The 22,429-nt window shown below is 36.7% G+C and carries 20 protein-coding genes and 1 tRNA gene; 9 read left to right on the plus strand and 12 right to left on the minus strand.

Translation table 11 applies throughout. The features are described from left to right. Window positions 1-119: 119 nt before the first annotated feature. Entirely contained in the window at window positions 120-1,265 is a 1,146-nt protein-coding gene (locus tag SOLCA_RS13285; RefSeq protein WP_014680977.1) for a phosphotransferase enzyme family protein, read from the plus strand. Window positions 1,266-1,721: 456 nt separating this feature from the next. Here the strand turns inward: SOLCA_RS13285 and SOLCA_RS13290 are convergent, their stop codons facing one another. The 3 genes from SOLCA_RS13290 to SOLCA_RS13300 form a co-directional block, all read right to left on the minus strand. After that, window positions 1,722-2,852 (minus strand): lactonase family protein, encoded by a 1,131-nt coding sequence (locus SOLCA_RS13290; protein WP_014680979.1) that lies wholly within the window; start codon window positions 2,850-2,852, stop codon window positions 1,722-1,724. A 152-nt stretch (window positions 2,853-3,004) separates the two neighbouring features. Beyond that, window positions 3,005-3,604: a hypothetical protein gene (locus tag SOLCA_RS13295; RefSeq protein ID WP_052308593.1), complete on the minus strand. Its 600-nt coding sequence runs from the start codon at window positions 3,602-3,604 to the stop codon at window positions 3,005-3,007. Between the two features lie 297 nt (window positions 3,605-3,901). Further along, window positions 3,902-4,480, minus strand: a complete 579-nt coding sequence (locus SOLCA_RS13300; RefSeq protein WP_014680981.1) for a DJ-1/PfpI family protein — start codon at window positions 4,478-4,480, stop codon at window positions 3,902-3,904. Between the two features lie 105 nt (window positions 4,481-4,585). On the opposite strand from SOLCA_RS13300, the gene SOLCA_RS13305 reads away from it, so the two are divergent. Both SOLCA_RS13305 and SOLCA_RS13310 read left to right on the plus strand, forming a co-directional pair. Continuing rightward, on the plus strand, window positions 4,586-5,845 hold the full coding sequence (locus SOLCA_RS13305; protein ID WP_042479809.1) for a M48 family metallopeptidase: 1,260 nt from the start codon (window positions 4,586-4,588) through the stop codon (window positions 5,843-5,845). Window positions 5,846-5,996: 151 nt separating this feature from the next. Next, window positions 5,997-6,692 carry a hypothetical protein gene (locus tag SOLCA_RS13310; protein ID WP_042479812.1) on the plus strand — a complete coding sequence of 232 codons (696 nt, stop codon included), beginning with the start codon at window positions 5,997-5,999 and terminating at the stop codon, window positions 6,690-6,692. Between the two features lie 60 nt (window positions 6,693-6,752). On the opposite strand, the gene tyrS is transcribed toward SOLCA_RS13310, so the two are convergent. Next, window positions 6,753-8,036, minus strand: coding sequence for a tyrosine--tRNA ligase (gene tyrS, locus SOLCA_RS13315; protein ID WP_014680982.1), 1,284 nt, complete (start codon window positions 8,034-8,036; stop codon window positions 6,753-6,755). A 306-nt stretch (window positions 8,037-8,342) separates the two neighbouring features. Here tyrS and SOLCA_RS13320 point away from each other — a divergent pair, with 306 nt between their 5' ends. The 4 genes from SOLCA_RS13320 to dapA are packed head-to-tail and all read left to right on the plus strand — an operon-like array spanning window position 8,343 to window position 12,460. Further along, the gene (locus SOLCA_RS13320; RefSeq protein ID WP_014680983.1) at window positions 8,343-9,014 is read left to right on the plus strand and encodes a hypothetical protein; all 672 of its coding nucleotides are present in this window, start codon (window positions 8,343-8,345) and stop codon (window positions 9,012-9,014) included. Window positions 9,015-9,039: 25 nt separating this feature from the next. Then, the gene (ligA, locus tag SOLCA_RS13325) at window positions 9,040-11,052 is read left to right on the plus strand and encodes an NAD-dependent DNA ligase LigA (protein WP_014680984.1); all 2,013 of its coding nucleotides are present in this window, start codon (window positions 9,040-9,042) and stop codon (window positions 11,050-11,052) included. A 9-nt stretch (window positions 11,053-11,061) separates the two neighbouring features. After that, a complete protein-coding gene (locus SOLCA_RS13330; RefSeq protein WP_014680985.1) occupies window positions 11,062-11,592 on the plus strand; it encodes a DUF6913 domain-containing protein in 531 nt (176 codons plus the stop codon). Beyond that, window positions 11,585-12,460, plus strand: coding sequence for a 4-hydroxy-tetrahydrodipicolinate synthase (dapA, locus tag SOLCA_RS13335; protein ID WP_014680986.1), 876 nt, complete (start codon window positions 11,585-11,587; stop codon window positions 12,458-12,460). Before SOLCA_RS13330 ends, dapA begins: the two co-directional genes overlap by 8 nt. A 79-nt stretch (window positions 12,461-12,539) precedes the next feature. Here dapA and SOLCA_RS13340 read toward each other — a convergent pair whose 3' ends face one another. Beyond that, window positions 12,540-12,722 (minus strand): histone H1, encoded by a 183-nt coding sequence (locus SOLCA_RS13340; RefSeq protein ID WP_014680987.1) that lies wholly within the window; start codon window positions 12,720-12,722, stop codon window positions 12,540-12,542. 463 nt (window positions 12,723-13,185) lie between these two features. Between SOLCA_RS13340 and SOLCA_RS13345 the strand changes: the two genes are divergently transcribed. Next, window positions 13,186-13,584, plus strand: a complete 399-nt coding sequence (locus tag SOLCA_RS13345; RefSeq protein WP_014680988.1) for a group III truncated hemoglobin — start codon at window positions 13,186-13,188, stop codon at window positions 13,582-13,584. 1 nt (window position 13,585) lies between these two features. Next, window positions 13,586-14,059 (plus strand): hypothetical protein, encoded by a 474-nt coding sequence (locus SOLCA_RS13350; RefSeq protein WP_014680989.1) that lies wholly within the window; start codon window positions 13,586-13,588, stop codon window positions 14,057-14,059. A gap of 321 nt (window positions 14,060-14,380) precedes the next feature. Here the strand turns inward: SOLCA_RS13350 and SOLCA_RS13355 are convergent, their stop codons facing one another. The 7 genes from SOLCA_RS13355 to SOLCA_RS13380 all read right to left on the minus strand — a co-directional run bounded on the left by SOLCA_RS13355 (window position 14,381) and on the right by SOLCA_RS13380 (window position 22,364). After that, window positions 14,381-15,808, minus strand: a complete 1,428-nt coding sequence (locus SOLCA_RS13355) for a glycoside hydrolase family 125 protein (RefSeq protein WP_014680990.1) — start codon at window positions 15,806-15,808, stop codon at window positions 14,381-14,383. A gap of 366 nt (window positions 15,809-16,174) precedes the next feature. Continuing rightward, window positions 16,175-16,354 carry a histone H1 gene (locus tag SOLCA_RS13360; RefSeq protein ID WP_042479816.1) on the minus strand — a complete coding sequence of 60 codons (180 nt, stop codon included), beginning with the start codon at window positions 16,352-16,354 and terminating at the stop codon, window positions 16,175-16,177. Window positions 16,355-16,545: 191 nt separating this feature from the next. Then, a tRNA-Cys gene (locus tag SOLCA_RS23205) sits at window positions 16,546-16,616 on the minus strand. A gap of 329 nt (window positions 16,617-16,945) precedes the next feature. Next, complete coding sequence (locus tag SOLCA_RS13365) at window positions 16,946-18,193, minus strand: aminotransferase class I/II-fold pyridoxal phosphate-dependent enzyme (RefSeq protein ID WP_042481317.1); 1,248 nt, start codon at window positions 18,191-18,193, stop codon at window positions 16,946-16,948. Window positions 18,194-18,378: 185 nt separating this feature from the next. Beyond that, window positions 18,379-19,986, minus strand: coding sequence for a cell division protein FtsZ (gene ftsZ, locus SOLCA_RS13370; protein WP_014680993.1), 1,608 nt, complete (start codon window positions 19,984-19,986; stop codon window positions 18,379-18,381). 195 nt (window positions 19,987-20,181) lie between these two features. Further along, on the minus strand, window positions 20,182-21,489 hold the full coding sequence (gene ftsA, locus SOLCA_RS13375; protein ID WP_014680994.1) for a cell division protein FtsA: 1,308 nt from the start codon (window positions 21,487-21,489) through the stop codon (window positions 20,182-20,184). A gap of 2 nt (window positions 21,490-21,491) precedes the next feature. After that, a complete protein-coding gene (locus SOLCA_RS13380; RefSeq protein WP_014680995.1) occupies window positions 21,492-22,364 on the minus strand; it encodes a cell division protein FtsQ/DivIB in 873 nt (290 codons plus the stop codon). Between the last annotated feature and the right edge of the window lie 65 nt (window positions 22,365-22,429).

Here is a 22,429-nt window from a genome sequence, read left to right on the forward strand (position 1 = left end):
TTTGTAAATTTACTGCACAGAACCTTAGTCCTACTCTTGAAGTGTGTTAAAAAATTAATTACACCAACGTTTTCAGGACATCTTATTAACGCTCAATATTTATCAATAAATTCTGATTCATGACTAATAATCAACATACACCTCAACATTTAAGTGCTATTATTGATGCATTTAGTATTGAGGGTACTATTGCAACAATTAAACCGTATGGCTCTGGTCATATAAATGACACTTTTTACCTGAAAAACGAAGATCAAACCCATCCTGATTATTTATTACAACGCATTAATCACGCTATTTTTAAGGATGTTCCGGCCCTAATGGACAATGTAAAAAAGGTAACCGAACATCTTCGAAAAAAGTTAGCTGCAATACCCGACAGTAATCCTAAAAAACAGGTATTAACGATTATTCCATTAAAAAACGGACTGTTATACTTTAAGGACGTTGATGGTAATTACTGGAGAATGTACTTGTACTTAACTGATACCAACAGCTATGATCTGGTTGAAAAGGAAATCCAAGCATTTGAAGGAGGAAAAGCATTCGGCAGATTTCAGGCGCTATTATCGGATATGGATGCCACGTTATTAGCCGAAACAATACCCGATTTTCACAATATAGAAATGCGCTTATCGCGTTTTTATAAAGCATGGAGTACTGATATAGCCAAAAGAAGAGATGAAGTAAATGAGGAAACCGATTTCATTAATAAGCGGGTAGATGTAATGAAGTCGATACTAAATTTAGGAAAAGAAGGCCACCTGTCACTTCGAATTACTCATAACGACACTAAATTCAACAATGTACTGCTAGATGCAAACGATAAGGCTCAATGCGTTATTGACCTTGACACAGTGATGCCTGGTTATGTAGCCTATGATTTTGGAGATGCAATCAGGACTATCATCAATTCAGCTTCTGAAGATGAAAAGGACCTCAACAAAATAAAACTAAATATTCCTTTGTTTGAAGCCTACACTAAAGGCTACCTTTCTGAAGCCGATAAGTTTTTGTCGGCAGTTGAAGTGGATTCACTAATGATGGGAGTTTTGTTGATTCCGTATATGCAAGCAGTTCGTTTCTTGACTGATTATATAGAGGGAGATGTTTATTACAAAACTAATTTCGAAGGTCATAACCTCCAGCGTACACGAGCACAAATTCAGCTACTAAAAGAAATTGAAGCTGAGCATGATACATTAGTAGGAATAATTGATCGTGTTTATAATGAATTGAAAAATGCAACAACACTCATTTCATAGCATGATAAATAATAAAGCCTTCGAAAAGAATCGAAGGCTTTATTATTATTTATAGTCTCTTGCTTTTACTTTAAGAACCTCTCCTATTTTATTAAAAATTATGATTTCCTCGTTCATCTCTTTTGGCCTGTTCAATCCTTTTATCAATGGCTTTTTGAATACCTTTCATTACTTTTTCAGTAAGTTCACTCGTTGCGATTTGATTATAATTTTGTAAAACATAAATTATCATATGCACAAAATCGCCTTGTACAGTTCGGAAGAGATGATCTAAGTACTAGCACCAACTATTAAGAGAACTGTACGCAGCGACGGCATTTTTTGCTTACTTTTTTTTTGCTGAAGAAAAAAAGTGAGTCCCGCAGAAGGCGACGAAAGAAAAAAAACTCTCAAGATTAGGTTCAATGCATTCTAGCGAACGTCTTTCAATCGCACAACAGGTTATTAATAATAGCCCTATTTCGCTACACGAATCATTTTTAAACAAACAGGTTTATCTAACTCCAGCTTTACCTTAGTATCTTCCAATTTTCCTGTCACCTGGTTAATTCTGAAAACAATTATATTATTGCTATCCCGATTTGCCACTAACAAGAATTTTCCGGACGGGTCAATCATAAAATTACGTGGATGTAATCCTGTTTTAAAGTGACCAATTTCAGTTAATTTCCCATCTGCTCCAACTTTAAATGCCGCAATATCATTGGTAGTACCTCTGTTGGTTGCATATAAAAATTTGCCATTTGGAGTTAAATGGATATCGGCAGAACCCTTGTCGCCTGTACCAGGAGATTTGTCAGAGAAAAGCGTTTGAAGCTCCGTTAGATTTCCTTCAAAATAAGAGTAAACCATAATTTTGCCTGAAATCTCATTTAACAGATAGCAATACCTTCTATTAGGGTGAAACTCAAAATGGCGTGGACCGGCACCAGCTGGTAAACTATAAAAAGACGGGGAAGTCTGAGTTAAAACCTCTTTTGTACTTTCAGGATAAAACTTGTATTTATATAAACGGTCATTGCCCAAGTCGGCTGCAAAAAGGTAATCGCCATCAGGAGAAAAATTTGCACTGTGCACATGAGAACTTTCCTGACGACCCGCATATACGCTGCTGCCTTCGTGCTGAAGAGTTTGTACCGCCGGATTTAAATATCCTCCGTCATTCGTTTTAAAAACGACCAGATTACCACTGCTATAATTGGTGGCCACAACATTCTTTCCGGTTGCATCAAGTGTTACATAACAAGGATGATCTCCATTAGTAGGTTGCGTGTTCATAAAATTGATCGAACCTGTTTTATTATCAAAATAGAAAGAACTTACCGCACCCTTCCCTTCACCATTTTCATTTACGGCATATACTTTCTTTTTGTCAGGAGAAACGGCTAGGTAAGAAGGGTTTTCAGATTTCACCTTGCTCACATAAGTAAACTTAACCGTTGCAGGGTTAAAACGATAAACATAAATACCTTCACTGGTTCCGTTCGTATAAGTTCCTACCAATAAATAATACTCTGTCTGAGGCAGTTGTTGAGCTTGTGCTAACCCTGCAATCAACAGAAAAAATAATATGAATAGTTTTTTCATTATAAGAGATTTATGTGCCTCAAAGATAAATCATTTTGTCTGAAAATAGGATGATTAAAAACAGGTCAAAAAAAACAGCGGCTCAAACTTGATGCTTGAACCGCTGCTTCATAAATGGACGAAAATCACTTTTCATCATTCTCATGAATTATCTAACGTCTGGAGAGCATTTCTTCTAAAGCATTGCGTTCAGTCTGCAATTCGCGCGCTAAACGTTTTTCTTTTTCATTTGCTTTTGTTTTGAAGTTCTTAAACTCTTCTGTCAGTTCTTCAAACAAATGAATACGATAATAGGCTTCCTTCTTAAAACCTTTATTTATGAAAATAAAATAAGCTAATGCTCCGGCTAATCCTATTACCAACCCCCACATAATTGTATTGTAGGATTTTTTAGAAATATTGATACCCATCAAACTCAAATTATCAATAAGATTCTGGGTTTCTTGCAAATTCTGATTCTTAGCAGTTAGGTTATTTTGCAGTTCGCTAATTGTTTTCTGTTGAGCTGCAATTTTCACATGTGCTGTTGTTACATTCTTCTTTTCTTTGTTTAGCGAGTCATTCGCGTTGCGCCATAAGGCCCTTAAAGAAGCTTCCTTAATAACTTTGTACTCTTGATAATTATTTGCTTTTTCTACTATAGCAGTATACTGGCTTTGAAGATTAGGGCCACTTTGAAAACTTTCAGCATTAGCACTACTACATAAACATACACCTGCCACTAAAACACGGAAGATCATTCCTTTACTCATACTTAACTTGTTTTTGGATGGTTTAACTAATTGTTTCAAGAGAAACTGAATGAATTACACAAGTAAGTTGCCAAAGTAACCGAAGAGGTTTACCAAGCGTGTTTTTTAATTATCAAAAAGGGGAATGCAGGACAGTTTGCCCGATATTTATCCAATAAGAAAATAGTTATTTCATTAATACTGTGTATAAACTATTATTATAAATTGATAATCAATGAGGTAGATGATACCCAATCTTTGCAAAAAATTTCCTGTTGGTTATAAGAAAGCCCTATCATTTCTGATAAGGCTTATCTTTTATAATTCAATCTTGGTACCGAGTATCTTTAAAAACTCAGCTATCCATTTTGGATGCCCTGGCCAGGCTGGTGAAGTAACCAAATTTCCATCAACAACAGCATCTGTAGCAGCAACATCTACATAGGTTCCTCCGGCTAAGGTAACTTCCGGACCAACAGCAGGATATGCTGTTAGCTTTTTGCCTTTTACCACATTTGCAGCAGTTAAAATCTGTATGCCGTGACAGATCGCTGCAATTGGCTTGTTACTTTCCGCAAAATGCTTTACCAGTTCAATCACCTTTGGATTTAAACGTAAATATTCAGGAGCCCTCCCACCTGCTAAAACAATCGCATCATATGCCTTCGGATCAACATCCGCAAATGAGTAATTCAAAACAAAGCGATGCCCTGGCTTTTCACTATAGGTCTGGTAACCATCAAAATCATGAATAGCTGTTGTAATGTAATCGCCTTTCTTTTTATCCGGACAAACAGCATGAACTTCATGTCCTACCATCAACAGCATTTGAAAAGGCACCATTGTTTCATAATCTTCGGCAAAATCACCGGTGAGAAATAAGATATTCTTTTTCATAAGGAACACAAATTTGGAGTTAAAATCTATAATTATTATATAACGAAATTTCGTTGTGATATATTCTTATGATAGATATATTGCATGCCAAATTAATTAGTGTCTATGAATAACACTCTATCTACTTCACAAAAGCTGAATGCCTTAAAGTCTGAAAATTTCAATAAAAGCGTTAATAGTGCGGTTACTGCCATTATTCTGTTTATCCTAAGTTATGTCATCCTTGTTGGATTAGCAATCGGATTAGCCATTATTTGTGGCTTTGCCGGATTTATGATGATCTCCATGGGAATACATTTTCTTACCATTATGGTTGCCTTAGGCATTATTTGTTTGGGGGCCATGGTTTTCTTGTTTACCGTAAAATTCTTATTTGTTTCTAACAAGGATACTAATCCGCATAGAGTACAGCTTTTTGAAGATGACCACCCTAAATTATTTGCTTTAATAAAAGAAATTGCAAAAGAAACCGGAACATCATTTCCCCAAAAAGTGTTTGTTTCGCACCAATTAAATGCCTGCGTATTTTACAATTCAGGATTTTGGTCGCTTTTCTTTCCTATAAAAAAAAACCTGGAAATTGGTTTAGGATTAGTTAGCTGTATAAACGAAGCAGAACTTAAGGCGATTATTGCTCATGAATTCGGGCATTTTTCGCAATCAAGCATGCGGGTTGGCAACTATGTTTACCGGGTAAATAATATCATTTTCTCTATGGTAAACAGTCATGATAAATGGGACGATCTGTTAATACGTTGGGTCAATACAGGTGGTCTTTTTGCATGGTTTGCCGTTTTCACATCACATATTGCCAACTTCATACGTAAGCTATTAGCGAAAGCTTATCAGCCTATCAATATTCGCTATCTGGCGCTTTCAAAAGAAATGGAATTTCATGCCGACTTAGTGGCCGCGAATGTTGCCGGCAAAAGCGCTTCTATTTCGGCGCTCCGAAGAATAGAATTTGGAGCTATAGTGTTTGATGACCTTGTGAACAAGCTTGGAGAACTTGGAAATGAAGAAAAACGAACAGATAACCTATTTATCAACTTTAAGGAGTTTTTGAGATACCGTGCTCAAAAAAATAGCTTCCAATTAGAAAATGACCTTCCTATCATGGATGACAATAGTTATAGGACAAATATGGTTCATCGTAGAGTAACTTATAATGATAAATGGTCGTCACACCCTGATTTAAAAGAGCGTGTAGCTAACATTTTAAAAGCAGATATTGAACACGAAAATCTATACACTGATCCGTGGAATTTATTTGACAATGCTACATCACTGCAGCTTCAAATTACTACTCAATTATATACTTTGGGTTTCCCCGACAAAAAACTTTCCTGTAATTCCGCAGGATGAAGTTCAAAGCGCATTACTACAACAACCTAAAAACTATAACCTGCACGAGTTCTTTAGACTTTTCTACTTCAATCGTTCGCTAAGTAAGCTCAATCTTGATTCGCTAATTTGTAATCAACAATCGGTTGATAATTTTGAAGACATTTATCCCGTGAGATTTGAAGATCAGTTAAACTGCTTTTATCGTGATTCAAATGATCTCAACACTTTAAATTCCATCAAAGAAGGTCATATAATAGCTAACGAATTTGAATTTGATGACAAGATATATTCGCTTGATCAGGTGGACGACATTATAGCGGAATTACAAAAAGAAATCGATCAACAAACTGAATATTTCAACAGGAAAGATGAACAGGCTTTTTTATACAATTATAAAACAGCTCTCTTGGAAAGTATTGAAAAAGCTGAAGAGTATAAAAAGCTTTATAACAATTTTCAAAATGCAGAACAAGAGCTAAATAATTATAGAACACTTACAACTCGATTCTACGCTTATTCTTCTTACCTGTCCTCGTTCAATTATCTTTCGGACGAAGTATCCAAAAATGCTTGCGAAGTGCTCAATGAGTTGATTCATACACTTAGAACGAACGTTGAAATGAGTAAACAAACTTCGATTTTCGCCATTCAGGATGTTGATCTCTCTGATGGATACTCCAACTATCTACTGCACGATAAACCTACCGTTTCGTCAACTTTAAGCGAGTTTAATGTGCATGTTTATAATAAAACATTTGAAACAACAACCGCAATTTTGGATAAGGTATCAACAGTAAAACAGGAAACTGAACGTATGTTATTACAATTTCAGATGGAATTAGTAAACGAGAAAGCTACCTTTTAGTTCTAAAGAAAACGGCTTTGAGATTACTCAAAGCCGTTTTCTTTAGAATTTTATTAATAATTACTCCGCGATAAGCAGGAAATAATTCTTCTTACCTTTCTGAGCAACAATAAACTTGTTGTTAATCAAACTTGATTGATCGATCAATTGATCTACTCCACCAACTTTTGTTTTATTCAGGCTAACTCCTCCACCCTGGATCATTTTCTTTGCTTCACTTTTTGAAGGAAATACTTTGGCTTTATCACCCAGCAAATCAACAACATTTACCCCTGCCGATAGTTCTTCTTTTGATACCTGGAACTGTTCGATTCCGTCAAAAATACCTAACAAGTTATCATCGCTCAATCCGTTCAAAAAGTCAATTGAACCGTTTCCGAATAAAAATTCAGATGACTTTACAGCAGTCTCATAATCATCTTCAGAGTGCACTCTGATAGTAATATCTTTTGCCAAAGCTTTTTGTACAACACGTAAGTGAGGTGCAACATCGTGTTCTGCATCTAAAGCCTCTAATTCTTCCTTAGATTTTAACGTAAAAATGCGAATCCAGTTTTTAGCATCTTCATCACTGGCATTTAACCAAAATTGGTAAAATTTATATGGAGAGGTACGTGAAGGATCTAACCACACCGCACCGCTTTCTGTTTTACCAAATTTATTGCCATCGGCTTTCTTAATTAGCTGTGTGGTTAACGCAAAAGCTTCTCCTTGAGCCTTTCTACGGATCAGCTCAGTTCCGGTAACAATATTACCCCATTGATCAGAACCACCCATTTGAAGGAAACAGCCTTTATGTTTCCATAAGTAGTAAAAATCGTAACCCTGAATTAACTGGTAACTGAACTCTGTAAATGAAAGACCGCTATCACCTTCAAGACGTTTTTTTACCGAATCCTTAGCCATCATGTAGTTAACGGTAAGGTGTTTTCCTACATCACGGATAAAATCTAAAAAGCTAAATTCTTTGAACCAATCATAGTTATTCACCATTTCAGCACTGTTAGCACCACTGTTGAAATCAAGGAATTTCTCCAATTGTTTCTTAATAGCGGCCTGATTATGGTTCAAAATTTCAGCAGAAAGAAGATTACGTTCCTGCGATTTTCCTGAAGGATCACCAACCATACCGGTTGCTCCACCTACAAGCGCATAAGGCTTATGTCCTGCTTTTTGAAAGTGAATCAATGTCATAATTTGGGTTAAGTGACCAACGTGCAATGAGTCTGCAGTAGGGTCAAAACCAATATAACCGGCAATAACGCCTTCATTCAGTTTCTCTTCAGTACCAGGCATGATATCATGCAGCATGCCGCGCCAACGCAATTCTTCTACAAAATTCATAATTTCTACGATTACTCTGATTTCTAATTTGATTACACCGATTACCCTGTATTGATTACACCGATTTTTCGATTTAGATTACACCGATTAATAACCTAATCCTGAAATAAAGTGCGTTTAGATGAATGGTGAGTGCGCCAAAGATAATTAATTATGATTAATTTGCTTTCTACTTTAAAGGTTTTAACCACATCCCTCTCCTAAACGAGAAGAGTTTACGATCACTCACTCGCCCCGGAAGAGTTCAAGAATCAGTGTTATCAAATAAAAAATCAGTGTAATCAACAAAAGGTGTAATCCCAATAAATGAACTTTCTCTCTCACTATTATTTCGACCAGCAAGCACATGACTCCAACTTTGTATTGGGTTTAGTACTTCCTGATCTTACCAAAAACTTTAATAAAACCTGGAACATCCATCCTCATAAATTTCATGACAAACTTTCGGCAGACCAGTCTTTATTATCAATTTACAAAGGGTGGCAAAAGCACTTAATGGTCGACAAATACTTTCACTCATCCACTTTTTTTAAGAATGAAACTGATAAAGTAAAAGAAGTCATCACCCCACTGCTTGTGGGAACACAGGTGCGTCCGTTCATTCTTGCCCATATCGGATTAGAATTGATATTAGACAGTTTGTTGATTGAAACGCAAAAAATAGATGTTGCCAAGTTTTATACGCATTTAAAACAAGCTGATCGTTCAATCCTGCTTAACTATTTATCGATAAACAACATTCTAGAACCGGCAACGTTCTTCAGTTTCTATGATAAGTTTGTGGAGAATCAATATTTATTTTCTTATACTGATTATCAAAAGTTGGTTTACGCGCTTAACCGTATATGTTATGGAGTTTGGGGTACCCATTTTACTGAAGAAACTAAAGAAGAGCTACAACAGGTTCTTACAACCTATAAAGACACACTCATTGATCATTTTATGAAGATTTTCGATGAAATAGAATCAAAAATTTAATTAGCAATACCTAATTTCGCTTGCTATGCAAATCGAAGAAGCAAAAAAAACAATCGAGGCTTTAACTGCCGAACTCAATCAACATAACTATAACTATTACGTACTTGCTCACCCTACCATTTCTGACTATGATTTTGACCAGAAATTAAAGCAATTAGTAGATCTAGAGCGGGAATTTCCTGAATTGCAGGAACCTGATTCTCCTACACTGAAAGTGGGTGGCGAGATCACTAAAACATTTAAAACCGTACAGCATAAATATCCAATGTTATCATTGGGTAATACTTATTCTGAACAGGATCTAATTGACTTTGATAACCGGATCAGGAAGGCTTTAGGTGATGATTTTGAATATGTTTGTGAGCTTAAGTTCGACGGACTTTCCATGAGTCTGACTTACGAAAATGGCAAATTAGCGCGTGGGGTAACTCGTGGAGATGGCACTAAAGGAGATGATGTTACCACAAACGTTAAAACGATAAAAACCATTCCTCATAAATTAAAAGGAGAAGGTTTTCCTGCTGAATTTGAGATCAGAGGTGAAATATTTATGCACAAAGCAGCTTTTGTAAAGCTCAATGCCGAACGTGAAGAAAACGGAGAACAGCCATTTGCCAATCCTCGCAACTTTGCTTCGGGCACAATGAAAATGCAAGATTCTACAGAAGTAGCAAAACGTCCGTTAGACTGTTTCCTTTACTTTTTGTACGGCGATAATCTTCCTTACAAAACACATTGGGAAAGTTTACAGGCTGTAAAAAGCTGGGGATTTAAAGTATCAGAACACATTAAACTTTGCAAGAATATAAACGAAGTTCTTGACTTCATTCATCTTTTTGAAGATGAACGCTTTAAACTATCGTTTGATATCGATGGAATTGTAATTAAAGTAAATAGCTATGCTCAACAGCAAGAATTAGGGTTTACTGCTAAATCTCCTCGTTGGGCCATTTCTTATAAATACAAAGCACAAGAGGTTGAAACAAAGCTTCTTTCTATCACCTATCAGGTTGGAAGAACAGGCGCCGTTACTCCTGTAGCAAACTTACAACCTGTATTATTAGCCGGAACTACTGTTAAACGAGCAACACTGCATAATGCCAATGAAATTGAACGTTTAGATGTGCGCGAAGGCGATACCGTATTAGTGGAAAAAGGCGGAGAAATTATCCCGAAAATCATTAAAGTTAATTTGGATAAACGTCCAAATGGATTGCCTCCTACGCTGTTTACCACAACTTGCCCTGAATGCGGATCAACATTAACAAGAACTGAAGGAGAAGCCGCTTGGTACTGCCCTAATGATTCTGGCTGTCCACCCCAGATTATTGGTAAAATGCAGCATTTCACCGGACGAAAAGCGATGAATATCGACAGTTTGGGTGATGAAACCATTGTTCAACTCTACAACGCCGAATTGTTGCATAATATCTCTGACATTTATGCTTTAAAAGATAAACGAGACCAACTACGCCAAATGGAGCGTATGGGCGAAAAATCTGTCAATAACTTAATTGAAGGCATCGAGCAATCCAAGCAAATGCCTTTTGAAAAGGTACTTTTCGGATTAGGAATCAGGTATGTTGGAGAAACTGTTGCAAAAAAATTAGCACAACATTTTAAAAATATTGATAACCTTGCAAACGCTAGTTTGCTTGAATTAACTGAAGTTAATGAAATAGGTACACGTATTGCAGAGAGTGTTACCGAATACTTTGCTGAAAACAATCACCGTTTATTGATTGAGCAGCTTAAGCAAGACGGGCTTCAGTTTGAAGTTGAAGAAAAAGAAATTGTGTTGGCAAGCAACAAACTGGAAGGAAAAACTTTCCTTATCTCAGGAGTTTTTGAGGGATTTGGACGTGAAGAGCTGAAAGATCTTATTGAAGCCAATGGGGGAAAAATGTTGAGCAGCATATCATCTAAACTGAATTTCCTGGTGGCCGGAGATAACATGGGCCCATCCAAACTAAAAAAAGCAACCGATTTAAACATTCCGATTATTTCTGATAAAGATCTAATGAGCATGCTGAATTAAACCAACCAAATGAGAACTTTTTTAGCAAATTACTTTTTAAAACGCGAAGCAGCGAAGGTTGCACGCCAGGCAAAACAGTTGGGCCTCGACAAAGCCAACAGCTTCTTGATTTTATACAATGCGTCACAATTAGAAGAAATTAAAGCACTAAAGGAAATTTCTTTCAATTTAGCCCAGCAACAGAAAAAAACTGTTGCCTTATGCCTTATTAGCGAAAAGGATTTGCCTGAATTTCGAACAGAAGCAAGAAATTTTAATTTTATTACACCAAAAGAGCTAAATCTACTATCGTTACCTAAAAAAACGACAGTAAATGAACTTCAATCAACAACGTATGATGTATTAATTAATCTTTCTGCTCAAACTAATACAACTCTTTCGTATTTAGCATTAAAAGCGCATGCAAATTTTAAGATCGCACAATACCTACCCGAAGAAAGTTTTGTATATGATTTCATGATTGATTGTAAAAAAGACACAAGTATTGTTAATTTTACCGCCCAAGTATTACATTATCTTTCATTAATTAAGAATGACTAGAAGACTGAGCGGAACGGGCGTTGCATTGGTTACCCCTTTTAATCCGGATGGAAGTATTGATTTTCCGGGCCTGAGAAACCTGATCGAGCATTTAATTGCCGGAGGTGTTGAATACCTGGTGCCAATGGGTACAACAGGTGAAACTGCTACCCTTTCAAAGGAAGAAAAGCGAAAGATACTTGATTTTGTAGTTGAAGTGAATGCGAATCGTGTTCCTTTGGTTGCCGGAATTGGTGGTAATGATACAGCTGCTGTAGTTGAAGAAGTAAAAAACTTTAAAACTAACGGTTTCTCCGCAATCCTGTCTGTTAGTCCATATTACAACAAACCTACCCAGGAAGGGATTTATCAGCACTATAAACTAGTTGCTGAAAACTCACCTCTTCCTATAATTTTATACAATGTTCCGGGGCGCACTGGGTCAAACATGACTGCTCAAACAACCTTACGTTTAGCTGAACTTTCAAATATCATCGGTATAAAAGAAGCTTCAGGCAACTTTGAACAGTTTATGGAAATCATTAAAAACAAACCAAAAGATTTCCTATTTATTTCGGGTGATGACGGCCTTGCACTACCAATGATTGCATTAGGTGCAGAAGGAGTTATTTCGGTTGTAGGAAACGCCTTCCCAGCTGATTTCTCTTCAATGATTCGCAAATGTTTGGAAGGTAAATTTGACGAAGCTCGCCCATTACATTATAAACTTACTGACATTATAAGTATGCTTTTCGCAGAAGGAAGCCCTGCTGGTGTAAAGGCATTTTTAGAAGAGTTGAATATTTGTGGTAACACGGTTCGTTTACCATTGGTAAATATCAGTGCTGAACTAAAAGCAAAAGTAGTTGCTGCTGTAAAAAACTATTAATTTAAGCCGTCGCGGCTTATAAAAAAGAAATGTCCCGCTATAAGCTAACGGGACATTTTCTTTTAGGTTTTTGGATGAACTATGCTTCAGCCTTGTTTTTTGTTTCCTGGATTTCCATGCGGATTTCCTGAGCTAGGTTTTTCAAATCCTGCATACCTTTACGTACTCGAGTACCGGCAGCATTGTTACCTTTGTTGTAGAACTTATCTGCATCACCTTCTAATGATGACAACAAAGCTTTGAATTCATTAAATTTTTTCATTTTAAGATACTCCTTTTAATGTTTGGTAAATACTGATTAGGTTATTCCATAGCTAATGTAATAGCTTTTGTTTCATAAAACAAAAATTTCAACTACAAAAAAGCGCGTTTAAAGCTGTTTTTTTCCACATTTCCACCATTATAGTTCATTGTAACTGTCTGAAAATCCCCTCAATCAGAGTATAGAAAACATAGCAGTCAATTTCAAACCAAAACATAACAAATTGAAAATCAATACATTACATAATATACTAAAAAGTAATAATTATGCACTAAAATTAGTTCAATAAAACTTTAGTTAAATAACTGAACCATACAGATATATATTTTAATTATCGCTTAAAAGATCACATTAATGTAATTTTATGCATCTTTCATGATAAACTGACAAAAGTCATGAACTCTACTAAGTATTCTTACTAATTTTGTATCGTGGAGAACTGTGCTTAAAGCAGCTATATTATATGCAAATTATCAAAAATGATATAAGTAACTTTTCAGATATACAACTCTTGGTGGATACATTTTATGATAAAATCAAGAACGATAGCCTTTTGGGGCCAATTTTCAATGGTATTATTAAAGATAAGTGGGATGTCCATTTAAAGAAGATGTATAGCTTTTGGAATACTATCTTATTTTCTGAACCAGGGTACACAGGCAGTCCCTTCCCTCCCCATGCAAAACTCCCTGTACAAAAGGAACATTTCGATCATTGGCTCATTTTATTTTCCGGTACTGTAAACAGTTTATTTGAAGGAGAAAAGGCAAACGAAGCGTTATGGCGAGCTCAACGAATGGCAGAAATGTTTAACTTCAAGATTGAACACTTCCGTAATAACGGCAATCTTTCTATATTGTAATATGGCAAAACTAAAGCATTCGTTACCTATTGCAATTACTTTTATCTGGCTTGGATTTGTTTGTGCGATTAGTTTTATGGAAGCTCCTGCTAAATTCACTGCCCCACATTTAAGTTTACAAGTGGGTGTTGAAGTGGGCAGAATCGTTTTTATGGCACTCAATCGTGTTGAAATTATTTTAGCCCTCTTTACGCTTGGATTTGCCTTTATTAACGGATACGGTCGGAAAACCAACATTCTGATCAGTATTTTACTCGGCATCGTTGCCATTCAAACTTTTTGGTTGCTGCCTACATTACATCAACGGGTACAGTTGATCATTGATGGACAAACACCAACTCCATCCAAACTTCATTTATATTACATCAGTTCCGACGTGTTAAAAGTGATTTGTCTTATCGGCTTGGGTATTGGCCAATTTGGTCATTTCAGAGAAAAATGCCTTGAACGTTTTTTTATTAAGGAGAGTGAGTAAAATCGCTTCTCATCAAGATAAAGATTAAAATCGCCTAATTACACCCATAATTTGTCATTCTGAGGCACGAAGAATCTGTTACATCAAAGCACTTTCAAATTCCAACTCCTTCATTCCTCAGCGTGATACATGCTTACTGTCTTAAACTCTCCCTCACCAACTTTCAGATTGATCCAATCCAGCACCGAAGGTGTAATACCTCTGTAAAGAAAAATAATAGCTTAAAGCCGTAAAATTCCAAAATCTTTATTCGAGAATAATACAACTTTAAGCTATCACTTATAATTGAGAAATAACACGTAACCCTCAACCCATAATCAACTACTTCAAATCCAGCACCTGCGGTCTTTCTTTTAACATAGTGATAATTAATTCACCAAATAAGGTATTAGCCCAGGCAAACCACTTACGTGTAAATTTGGCAGGATCATCTTTATGGAAAGATTCATGCATAAAGCCGGTATCTCCATCAGTATCTCTTAATACCTTAATGCAATTTCTTATTTCCTCGTCACTTGAGCTTGTAAAGGCTCTCATAATGATACTCATCGGCCAGATATAATCTAAACCAACATGTGGTCCGCCAATGCCCTCAGCAGCCTTGCCTTTAAAGAAATAAGGATTATATTCAGACCATACCATATTCCGGGTATTGATATAGATGTTTTCATTCTTAGCACAACAGCCAAGATATGGGAGTGCTAATAAGCTAGGTACATTGGCATCATCCATACAAACGTAATTGCCAAACCCATCCACTTCAAAGGCATAGACCTTACCGTATTTCTGGTGATCAACAATTCCGTATTTATCAACTGCTGCTTCAACTTCATTAGCAAGGTTGGTGCATTTAGTAGCCATAGCTTCATCCTTGTACACCTCTTTCATTATCTCTGCAAGTTGACGTAAGGATACAATAGCGAATAAATTAGAGGGGATTAAGTAAGGATAAATTGTTGCATCATCCGAAGGACGGAAAATAGAAACAATTAATCCCACAGGCTTAATTGGAGCCCCATAACCAGCTCCGGCAACTGTATCACTCTGCCATCCGGTAACGCGCTGAAACTTGTAAGGTCCTCTTTCCGTTTTTCGCTGTTGCGCAATCATGGTGTGATAAACAAGTTCCATCGCCTTTTTCCATTCATCACCAAAAACAGCGACGTCACCGGTTGATTTCCAATAACCGTAAGCTAAACGAATAGGATAACAAATTGAATCAAGTTCATACTTACGTTCGTGCAACTCAGGTTTCATTTCCGTAAGATCTTTTTCCCATTCACTGCCCTTCGGGCCATCATTAAATGCATTTGCATAAGGATCTATCAAGATACACTTCGCCTGTCGGTTAATTACTCCAGCCAGTAAAGACTGAAGCTTCTTGTCATTTTTTGCTAAAGGAACATACGGCCACACTTGTGCAGATGAGTCTCGTAACCACATGGCATCAATATCACCTGTAATTACAAAAGTATCGGGCTTACCATCAATTGTTTTATGATAAACAGTAGTATCTAACGTATTAGGGAAACAATTTTCAAAGAGCCAGGCAAGTTTCTGGTCTTTAAGTTTTGAGGTTACCTCTTTAATCTTAGCTTCTACAGCTGGGCTTGTAAAATGTCTTTTAGCCAGCTCAGGCCTTTTAGAGGTGTAAACAGTAGGAATAAAAGAAAATGCATTATTTGCGCCTAATCCAATTCCGGCAAGTGCTAATCCACTTGTTTTTATGAAGTCTCGTCGGTTGGTCATGAATGTAAATATAAATCAACCTAAAATAAGGTGTATTTTGTTAAATCCATAACGAAATTAAAATGAATTTGAAACTTTTTAAATAAAATAAAAAGATATTTCCAAAAATTATAACTGAAAGATTATTAGGAGATTATCAATAAAGAAAGCCGAAATATTAATTTATGTTACCATAAATTAATATTCCGGCTTTCGATCATAGAGTAAGATGTGTATTTGTTTGCTTTCCTGATCCAAAGATAATGAGTAAGCAAAAGCCAACATAGCGTATAACTACGCATTTGTAAAAAAACAAGGCCAACCGTAATGGTTAGCCTTATACCGATTTCATAAAAGAAGCTTTTAAGGGCTTCAACTTATGGATTCTTATTTTTCTTTGTTTTTTAAATCTGTTACTTCTTTACGAATTTCAGAAGCCAGGTTTTTTAGGTCTTGCATACCTTTACGAACACGAGTTCCAGCAGCATTGTTACCTTTGTTGTAGAATTTCTCAGCATCTTCTTCTAATGATGCTAACAATTGTTTGAACTGATTGTATTTTTCCATGGTTAAAATTTTGTCTAACAAGTATAGAAAACAATTAGCGCATACTAAAGTATTTTCTTAAAAATTATCGGTCTATTTCTGCAATATAGTGCTTTTGAGCTGATTCAAGTTGTAAAAAAAGCCCTCGTTTCCGAAGGCTTATAGTAAAAATGAAAAAATTCAGGCACGTATTAAACGGCAGATTTTGTTAGAGGTCGAGAGCAGATTTGAACTACTGTATAGCGTCTTGCGGACACTTGCCTAACCACTCGGCCACCCGACCATTTGGAACTGTTTTAATCAAATAGTAAGCCAATTTTATGATTTGAGACATAGTATTTGATCTTTAAGTAAATTATTAACGGTTTTAAACTCTAAATTGTTTGTTCTTACAAATTATAAAAATTATAAACTATTGGTTTTGAACAGCTTTAATTTAAATCTACCATTAAGCAATATTTGTCTTTTAATAACACTTTTCTGTATATGATTCGCATAAGTGTGTCGAAATAACAGTACAAAAAACTCCTCATTGCTATACATTAAAGAATACAAAAAATCCCGTTCGGGGTAAAACCAGAACGGGATTCCTTATTATCATCAAATTATAAATTAGCGTGGAGCCGCAAACTCTTCTGTTTCTTTGTATTGACCTTCTGCTAATTTTTCTTTCACTTCACTAAATGCCGTTAATGTACGTTTTACATCCTCAAGACTATGAGCAGCTGTAGGAATTAAACGTAACATTAAAACACCTTTAGGAATTACCGGATACGTAACAATTGAACAGAAAATGCTGTAATTCTCACGTAAATCAACAATCAGGTTAGTTGCTTCAGTTAACGAACCATGCATAAATACTGGAGTAACCGGTGTGTTGGTTTTACCAATATCGAAACCTAATTCTTTTAAACCACCTTGCAAAGCATTAACAATTTCCCAAAGTTTAGCTTTTAATTGAGGATTTGTTTTTAGCAACTCTAAACGTTTACGTAAACCTACAATCATTGGCATAGGGATCGATTTTGCAAATGTTTGAGAACGCATATTGTAACGCAAAAACTCTACAACTTGTTCAGTACTTGCTACAAAACCACCAATACCTGCCATTGATTTAGCAAAAGTACCAAAGTACACATCGATGCCTTCAATACAGTTTTGCTCCTCATGAGTACCTGCACCGGTTTTACCCATTGTTCCAAAACCATGGGCATCGTCAACTAGTAAACGGAAGTTATATTTTTCTTTTAGTGCAACGATATCTTTTAAGTTACCTTGTACACCTGACATACCAAATACACCTTCGGTAATTACTAAAATAGCACCAGGAGTACCTTCAACTAATTTTTCTGCACGTTGTAATTGTTTCTCAAGGCTATCCATATCGTTATGCGTATATACATAACGTTTACCTTGGTGTAAACGAACTCCGTCGATGATACAAGCATGAGCCTCAGCATCATACACAATAACATCATGGCGATCAACTAATGTATCGATGATAGATACCATTCCTTGATAACCAAAGTTTAATAAGAATGCATCTTCAAAACCAACGAATTCGGCAAGCTCTTTTTCTAAAGCTTCATGATTATTTGAGTTACCCGACATCATACGAGCACCCATAGGAAGAGCTAAACCATATTCTGCTGCACCTTCTGCGTCTGCCTTACGTACTTCAGGGTGGTTTGCCAAGCCTAAATAGTTATTTAAACTCCATACTAAATGTTCCTTACCACGAAACATCATATGTGGGCCTATTTCACCTTCCAATTTAGGGAAAGCAAAATATCCGTGAGCCCATTTAGAATGCTGTCCAATAGGACCTCTCTTCTCCTTAATCTTCTCGAAAATATCCAATGCCTTAAATTTTAGTGTTTTAAAATCTTTGAAAGTCTGCAAAAATAAAAGTTAATTGCAGATTTATCAACAGGGTTATTTAATAATGGTTTGATTATTATTTCTTTACTTCTAGTAAATATGGCTGCGAAAGTTATAAAAAAATCCCGGTAATGCCGGGATTTTTTTATAACTTTCTACGATACCTAATCTACATTATCGTGCAGGAATGAGTTATTAGGGCGTATTTCTGTTCCATCATTGTCGTCCGACAAGGTAAAACGAGAAATATGTTGTTCCGACGAATGAGGCGTTTCCTTAAGCTTCATATTCTTACGAACATAAGCAGGCACACTCTCTAACTCATTCAACCCCCCATTACTATTCAAACGAATGCTCAGATTTTTGAGTTTCATAATACGTTCTCTCGAAATCTGAAGATTTCTTCTCATAATTTCTTCCTCCGACAGATTTTCGTCCTCCGGAACGTTTACTACTGAAACTGGAGTTTCTGGCTCTGCAATAGGCAAAGGTTCTTCCTGAGCTCTTTTAGAAACACTAAACTCAAATGTATTCGATGACGAATTGCTTTCATCATTAGTTTCAACCCCAAACAAGTCAAACATCGACACCTGGCGAATGTTAGGAGCCTGTTGAGGCTGTACATTTACCTGTGGTTGTTGTTCAACCTTTTTAATTGAAGGCTCCAGTGACTTATTTTTCATCACATTCACCTGCATCATATCTTGTTCAGGCTCTGTTTCCTCATGCAAGCTGATCACTTTTCGCTCAGGCTCTTGCGGAACTGGAGGCGTATCAACCACTTTTGCAGTGGCTTGAGCCGAATAACGTTCAGCTTTGGTATTAAAACCAGTAGCGATTAGCGTTACAGAAATAGCATCGCCCAATGAATCGTCGTTACAGTTACCCCAGATAATATCTGCTGTAGAACCTGCTTTTGACTGAATATAATCCGTTATTTCAGTTACCTCATCCATTAATACCTCATTTGTACCTGAAGTGATATTTAACAGAATATAGCGAGCTCCTTCTATTTCGTTATCATTCAATAACGGAGATGCCATAGCTCCTTCCACCGCTTTACGTGCACGATTTTCACCTTCAGCTGCAAAAGAACCCATGATAGCCACACCGCTATCTTTCATTACTGTTTTAACATCTTCAAAATCTACGTTAATATATCCCGGAACGGTGATAATTTCCGCAATACCTTTTGAAGCTGTAGTCAATACATTATCGGCTTCTGCAAAAGCATTTGACAGTTGCAGATTCCCACACATTTGACGCACTTTTTCGTTAGAGATAACCAAAAGTGTATCAACGCTCCTTTTAAACTCTTCTAATCCTAAATCGGCCTGAGCCATACGGCGCGGACCTTCAAACTTAAACGGTGTAGTTACGATACCAACAGTTAGAATTCCCATTTCCTTTGCCGCTTTGGCAATGATAGGGCTTGCTCCTGTTCCTGTACCTCCGCCCATTCCGGCAGTGATGAACACCATTTTTGTATTTGACCCCAGCATCTCACGGATCTGATCCACATTTTCAATTGCTGAGTTACGACCAACTTCAGGAATTGAGCCGGCACCACGACCTTCAGTTAAACTGGAACCCAGTTGAACCTTGTTAGGAATCGGACTTAATTCCAGCGCCTGGGCGTCGGTATTACAGATAATGAAGTCAACTCCTTTAATACCTTGACGGTACATGTGATTGACTGCGTTTCCACCTCCACCTCCAACACCAATTACCTTGATAATTGATGATTTTTCTTTGTACATTTCGAATTCCATTATCGTGATGTTTAAGCGTCGTAAATTTTTGAATTCAATTTCGCAATGTAATATTAGCTATTTCAATGCCCTTTTTTAAGCTCAGAACAGTTGAATGTGGAAAAACCCAGCCATTGTTGATAACTATTAACACTTTTTCCACCATTACCGTCGTATAAATATGTTTGTTTATTGAAATACTTATCGTTCGTTGTTCTATTTTAAGTAATCCTTGTCGTCAATATCCTCACGGATGAAATCTTTGATCGGATCAATGAATTTTTTAAGCCATTGTTTGCGATCTGCCTGTGGTTGGTGCACTTGTTTATCGGCAGAAACCACATTATCATTCTTCATCCTGTCTTCTTCTAAAGCCTGAAGTCCTTTTATAACCAAACCTATACCTGTTGCATACATCGGACTAACCACTTCCGTTTGGTTTGACTTCGCAATGTGTTCATTCGGATAACCGATACGAGCATCCAATCCGGTAACATATTCCACCAATTGAGGCAAATGTTTCAACTGTGCTCCACCTCCGGTTAATACAATACCTGCGATAAGTTTTTTCTCGTATCCTGAACATTGTATCTCATAATATATGTGCTCAATAATCTCCTCCATACGCGCCTGAATAATGTAAGCAAGATTTCTTACTGATACTTCTTTAGGCTGACGTCCTTTCACCGGACTTGGTATTGAGATGATTTCATTTTCTGCGTTTTCGTCTGCCAGCGTTGATCCGAAGCGAGTTTTAAGTACTTCTGCTTGTGCTTTAAGGATTGCTAAACCTTCAACAATATCATCGGTAACGATATTACCTCCTAACGGAATAACTGCCGTATGACGTATTAAACCACGATAGAAAATAGCTACGTCGGTAGTTCCGCCCCCAATATCCACTAACACTACTCCTGCTTCTTTTTCCTCTGGACTCAATACAGCTTCTGCTGACGCCAACGGCTCAAGAATGATATCATCGTAACCTAAGCTGGCTTTTGTTGCGCACTTAATGATATTTTGAACAGAAGTAACCTGACCGGTAATGATATGAAAGTTAGCTTCCATACGTACACCCGACATACCTACCGGATCTAAAATACCTGGCTCGTTATCAATCACGTATTCCTGAGGCAACACATGGATGATTTTTTCACCCGGATTCATTGCCAGTTTATGCATGTCAGAAATTAGCTTATCCACATCGGCATGGCTAATTTCATCTGTTGTATTGCTACGGGTTAGCATACCTCTGTGCTGATGGCTTTTAATATGCTGACCTGCAATACCAATATTTACTACATTAATTTCAACGTTTGATTTTAATTCTGCTATTTCCACCGCCTCACGAATACCACGTACAGTTTTCTCGATATTGGTAACAGTTCCACGGCTTACACCGGGAGAATCGGCTTTACCCATTCCCAACACCTCTATCTTTCCATGTTCAGTTCTGCGTCCAACAATTACGCAGATCTTTGTAGTACCAATGTCTAATCCAACAACTATGTCTGAGTTCTCCATAACTAATTTATTCTTGTGCTGTCTGTTTTTAATGTATCGGTTGATGTGACTTGCTTTCTTATCAAACTATCTCTGATCCCAATTACCTGGTTCTGGTATTTTATATTGATAATCTTGTATTCATTCCACCCCATTCTAGGTAATGCCTTTTTGTAAAACACCATTAGGTTGTTCATACGTTGCTCCAACCCTTCTGTATTTCCTAACAGGATACGATGATCTCCAACACGAGGTACCAACTCCAAATCTTCATTATCGTTTACATATACCTGCTCAATTTGTGCACTCCAAAACTCATTTTTTTCATTTGTGGTAAACTGAGCTAATTCAAATATTTGTTTTGCTGTAGCTGTTTTTAACGTATCGTTATAAGCAGGCAGCTCATCTATAAACCCGTTCGCAACCATTACCCGCGGCGAGAAATTCAGTGACAATGGCATTTTTCGCCCTTTTTTATCAATATAAAAGCTTTGATAGTTCTTATTGATGATCCGCACGATCGGCTCACGTTGCTGAACATTGATTCTTACTATTCCATCCAGGTCTATAAATATATCTGCACGTTCAACAAATGGATTCATTCGCACTACCTTCTCAATTTCCTCTACCGGAATTTCATCCAACGGGCGTGAAACAAATTGAGGCAACACTTTATTCATGAGTGTAAGAATATCTCCTTTTTCAACCAAAAAGTTTTTGCCCTCAATATTGATCTTAACTCCCTTACAGACCATCTTATCCTGACGATTGGAAACAAAACTCAAAAGAACCATCACTCCCACCAGACTGATCGCCCAGACAGACAGCATGAAGACTCGTTTCCAATTGATATTTTTCATTTGTTTTTTGTCGATAGACCATAGTCCATAGACCATGGTTTCTTATATAATTATTTTTACTAATCTATGGTCCATGGTCTATGGACTATAAACTTATCACA

Origin of the sequence: Solitalea canadensis DSM 3403, from assembly GCF_000242635.2 — a bacterium.
In the GTDB taxonomy this organism is placed as follows: Bacteria; Bacteroidota; Bacteroidia; order Sphingobacteriales; family Sphingobacteriaceae; genus Solitalea; species Solitalea canadensis.

Coding starts and splice junctions, on each gene's coding strand:
- SOLCA_RS13285 (WP_014680977.1), top strand. CDS start 120: ATGACTAATAATCAACATACACCTCAACATTTAAGTGCTATTATTGAT.
- SOLCA_RS13290 (WP_014680979.1), bottom strand. CDS start 2,852: ATGAAAAAACTATTCATATTATTTTTTCTGTTGATTGCAGGGTTAGCA.
- SOLCA_RS13295 (WP_052308593.1), bottom strand. CDS start 3,604: ATGAGTAAAGGAATGATCTTCCGTGTTTTAGTGGCAGGTGTATGTTTA.
- SOLCA_RS13300 (WP_014680981.1), bottom strand. CDS start 4,480: ATGAAAAAGAATATCTTATTTCTCACCGGTGATTTTGCCGAAGATTAT.
- SOLCA_RS13305 (WP_042479809.1), top strand. CDS start 4,586: ATGAATAACACTCTATCTACTTCACAAAAGCTGAATGCCTTAAAGTCT.
- tyrS (WP_014680982.1), bottom strand. CDS start 8,036: ATGAATTTTGTAGAAGAATTGCGTTGGCGCGGCATGCTGCATGATATC.
- SOLCA_RS13320 (WP_014680983.1), top strand. CDS start 8,343: ATGAACTTTCTCTCTCACTATTATTTCGACCAGCAAGCACATGACTCC.
- ligA (WP_014680984.1), top strand. CDS start 9,040: ATGCAAATCGAAGAAGCAAAAAAAACAATCGAGGCTTTAACTGCCGAA.
- SOLCA_RS13330 (WP_014680985.1), top strand. CDS start 11,062: ATGAGAACTTTTTTAGCAAATTACTTTTTAAAACGCGAAGCAGCGAAG.
- dapA (WP_014680986.1), top strand. CDS start 11,585: ATGACTAGAAGACTGAGCGGAACGGGCGTTGCATTGGTTACCCCTTTT.
- SOLCA_RS13340 (WP_014680987.1), bottom strand. CDS start 12,722: ATGAAAAAATTTAATGAATTCAAAGCTTTGTTGTCATCATTAGAAGGT.
- SOLCA_RS13345 (WP_014680988.1), top strand. CDS start 13,186: ATGCAAATTATCAAAAATGATATAAGTAACTTTTCAGATATACAACTC.
- SOLCA_RS13350 (WP_014680989.1), top strand. CDS start 13,586: ATGGCAAAACTAAAGCATTCGTTACCTATTGCAATTACTTTTATCTGG.
- SOLCA_RS13355 (WP_014680990.1), bottom strand. CDS start 15,808: ATGACCAACCGACGAGACTTCATAAAAACAAGTGGATTAGCACTTGCC.
- SOLCA_RS13360 (WP_042479816.1), bottom strand. CDS start 16,354: ATGGAAAAATACAATCAGTTCAAACAATTGTTAGCATCATTAGAAGAA.
- ftsZ (WP_014680993.1), bottom strand. CDS start 19,986: ATGGAATTCGAAATGTACAAAGAAAAATCATCAATTATCAAGGTAATT.
- ftsA (WP_014680994.1), bottom strand. CDS start 21,489: ATGGAGAACTCAGACATAGTTGTTGGATTAGACATTGGTACTACAAAG.
- SOLCA_RS13380 (WP_014680995.1), bottom strand. CDS start 22,364: ATGGTCTATGGACTATGGTCTATCGACAAAAAACAAATGAAAAATATC.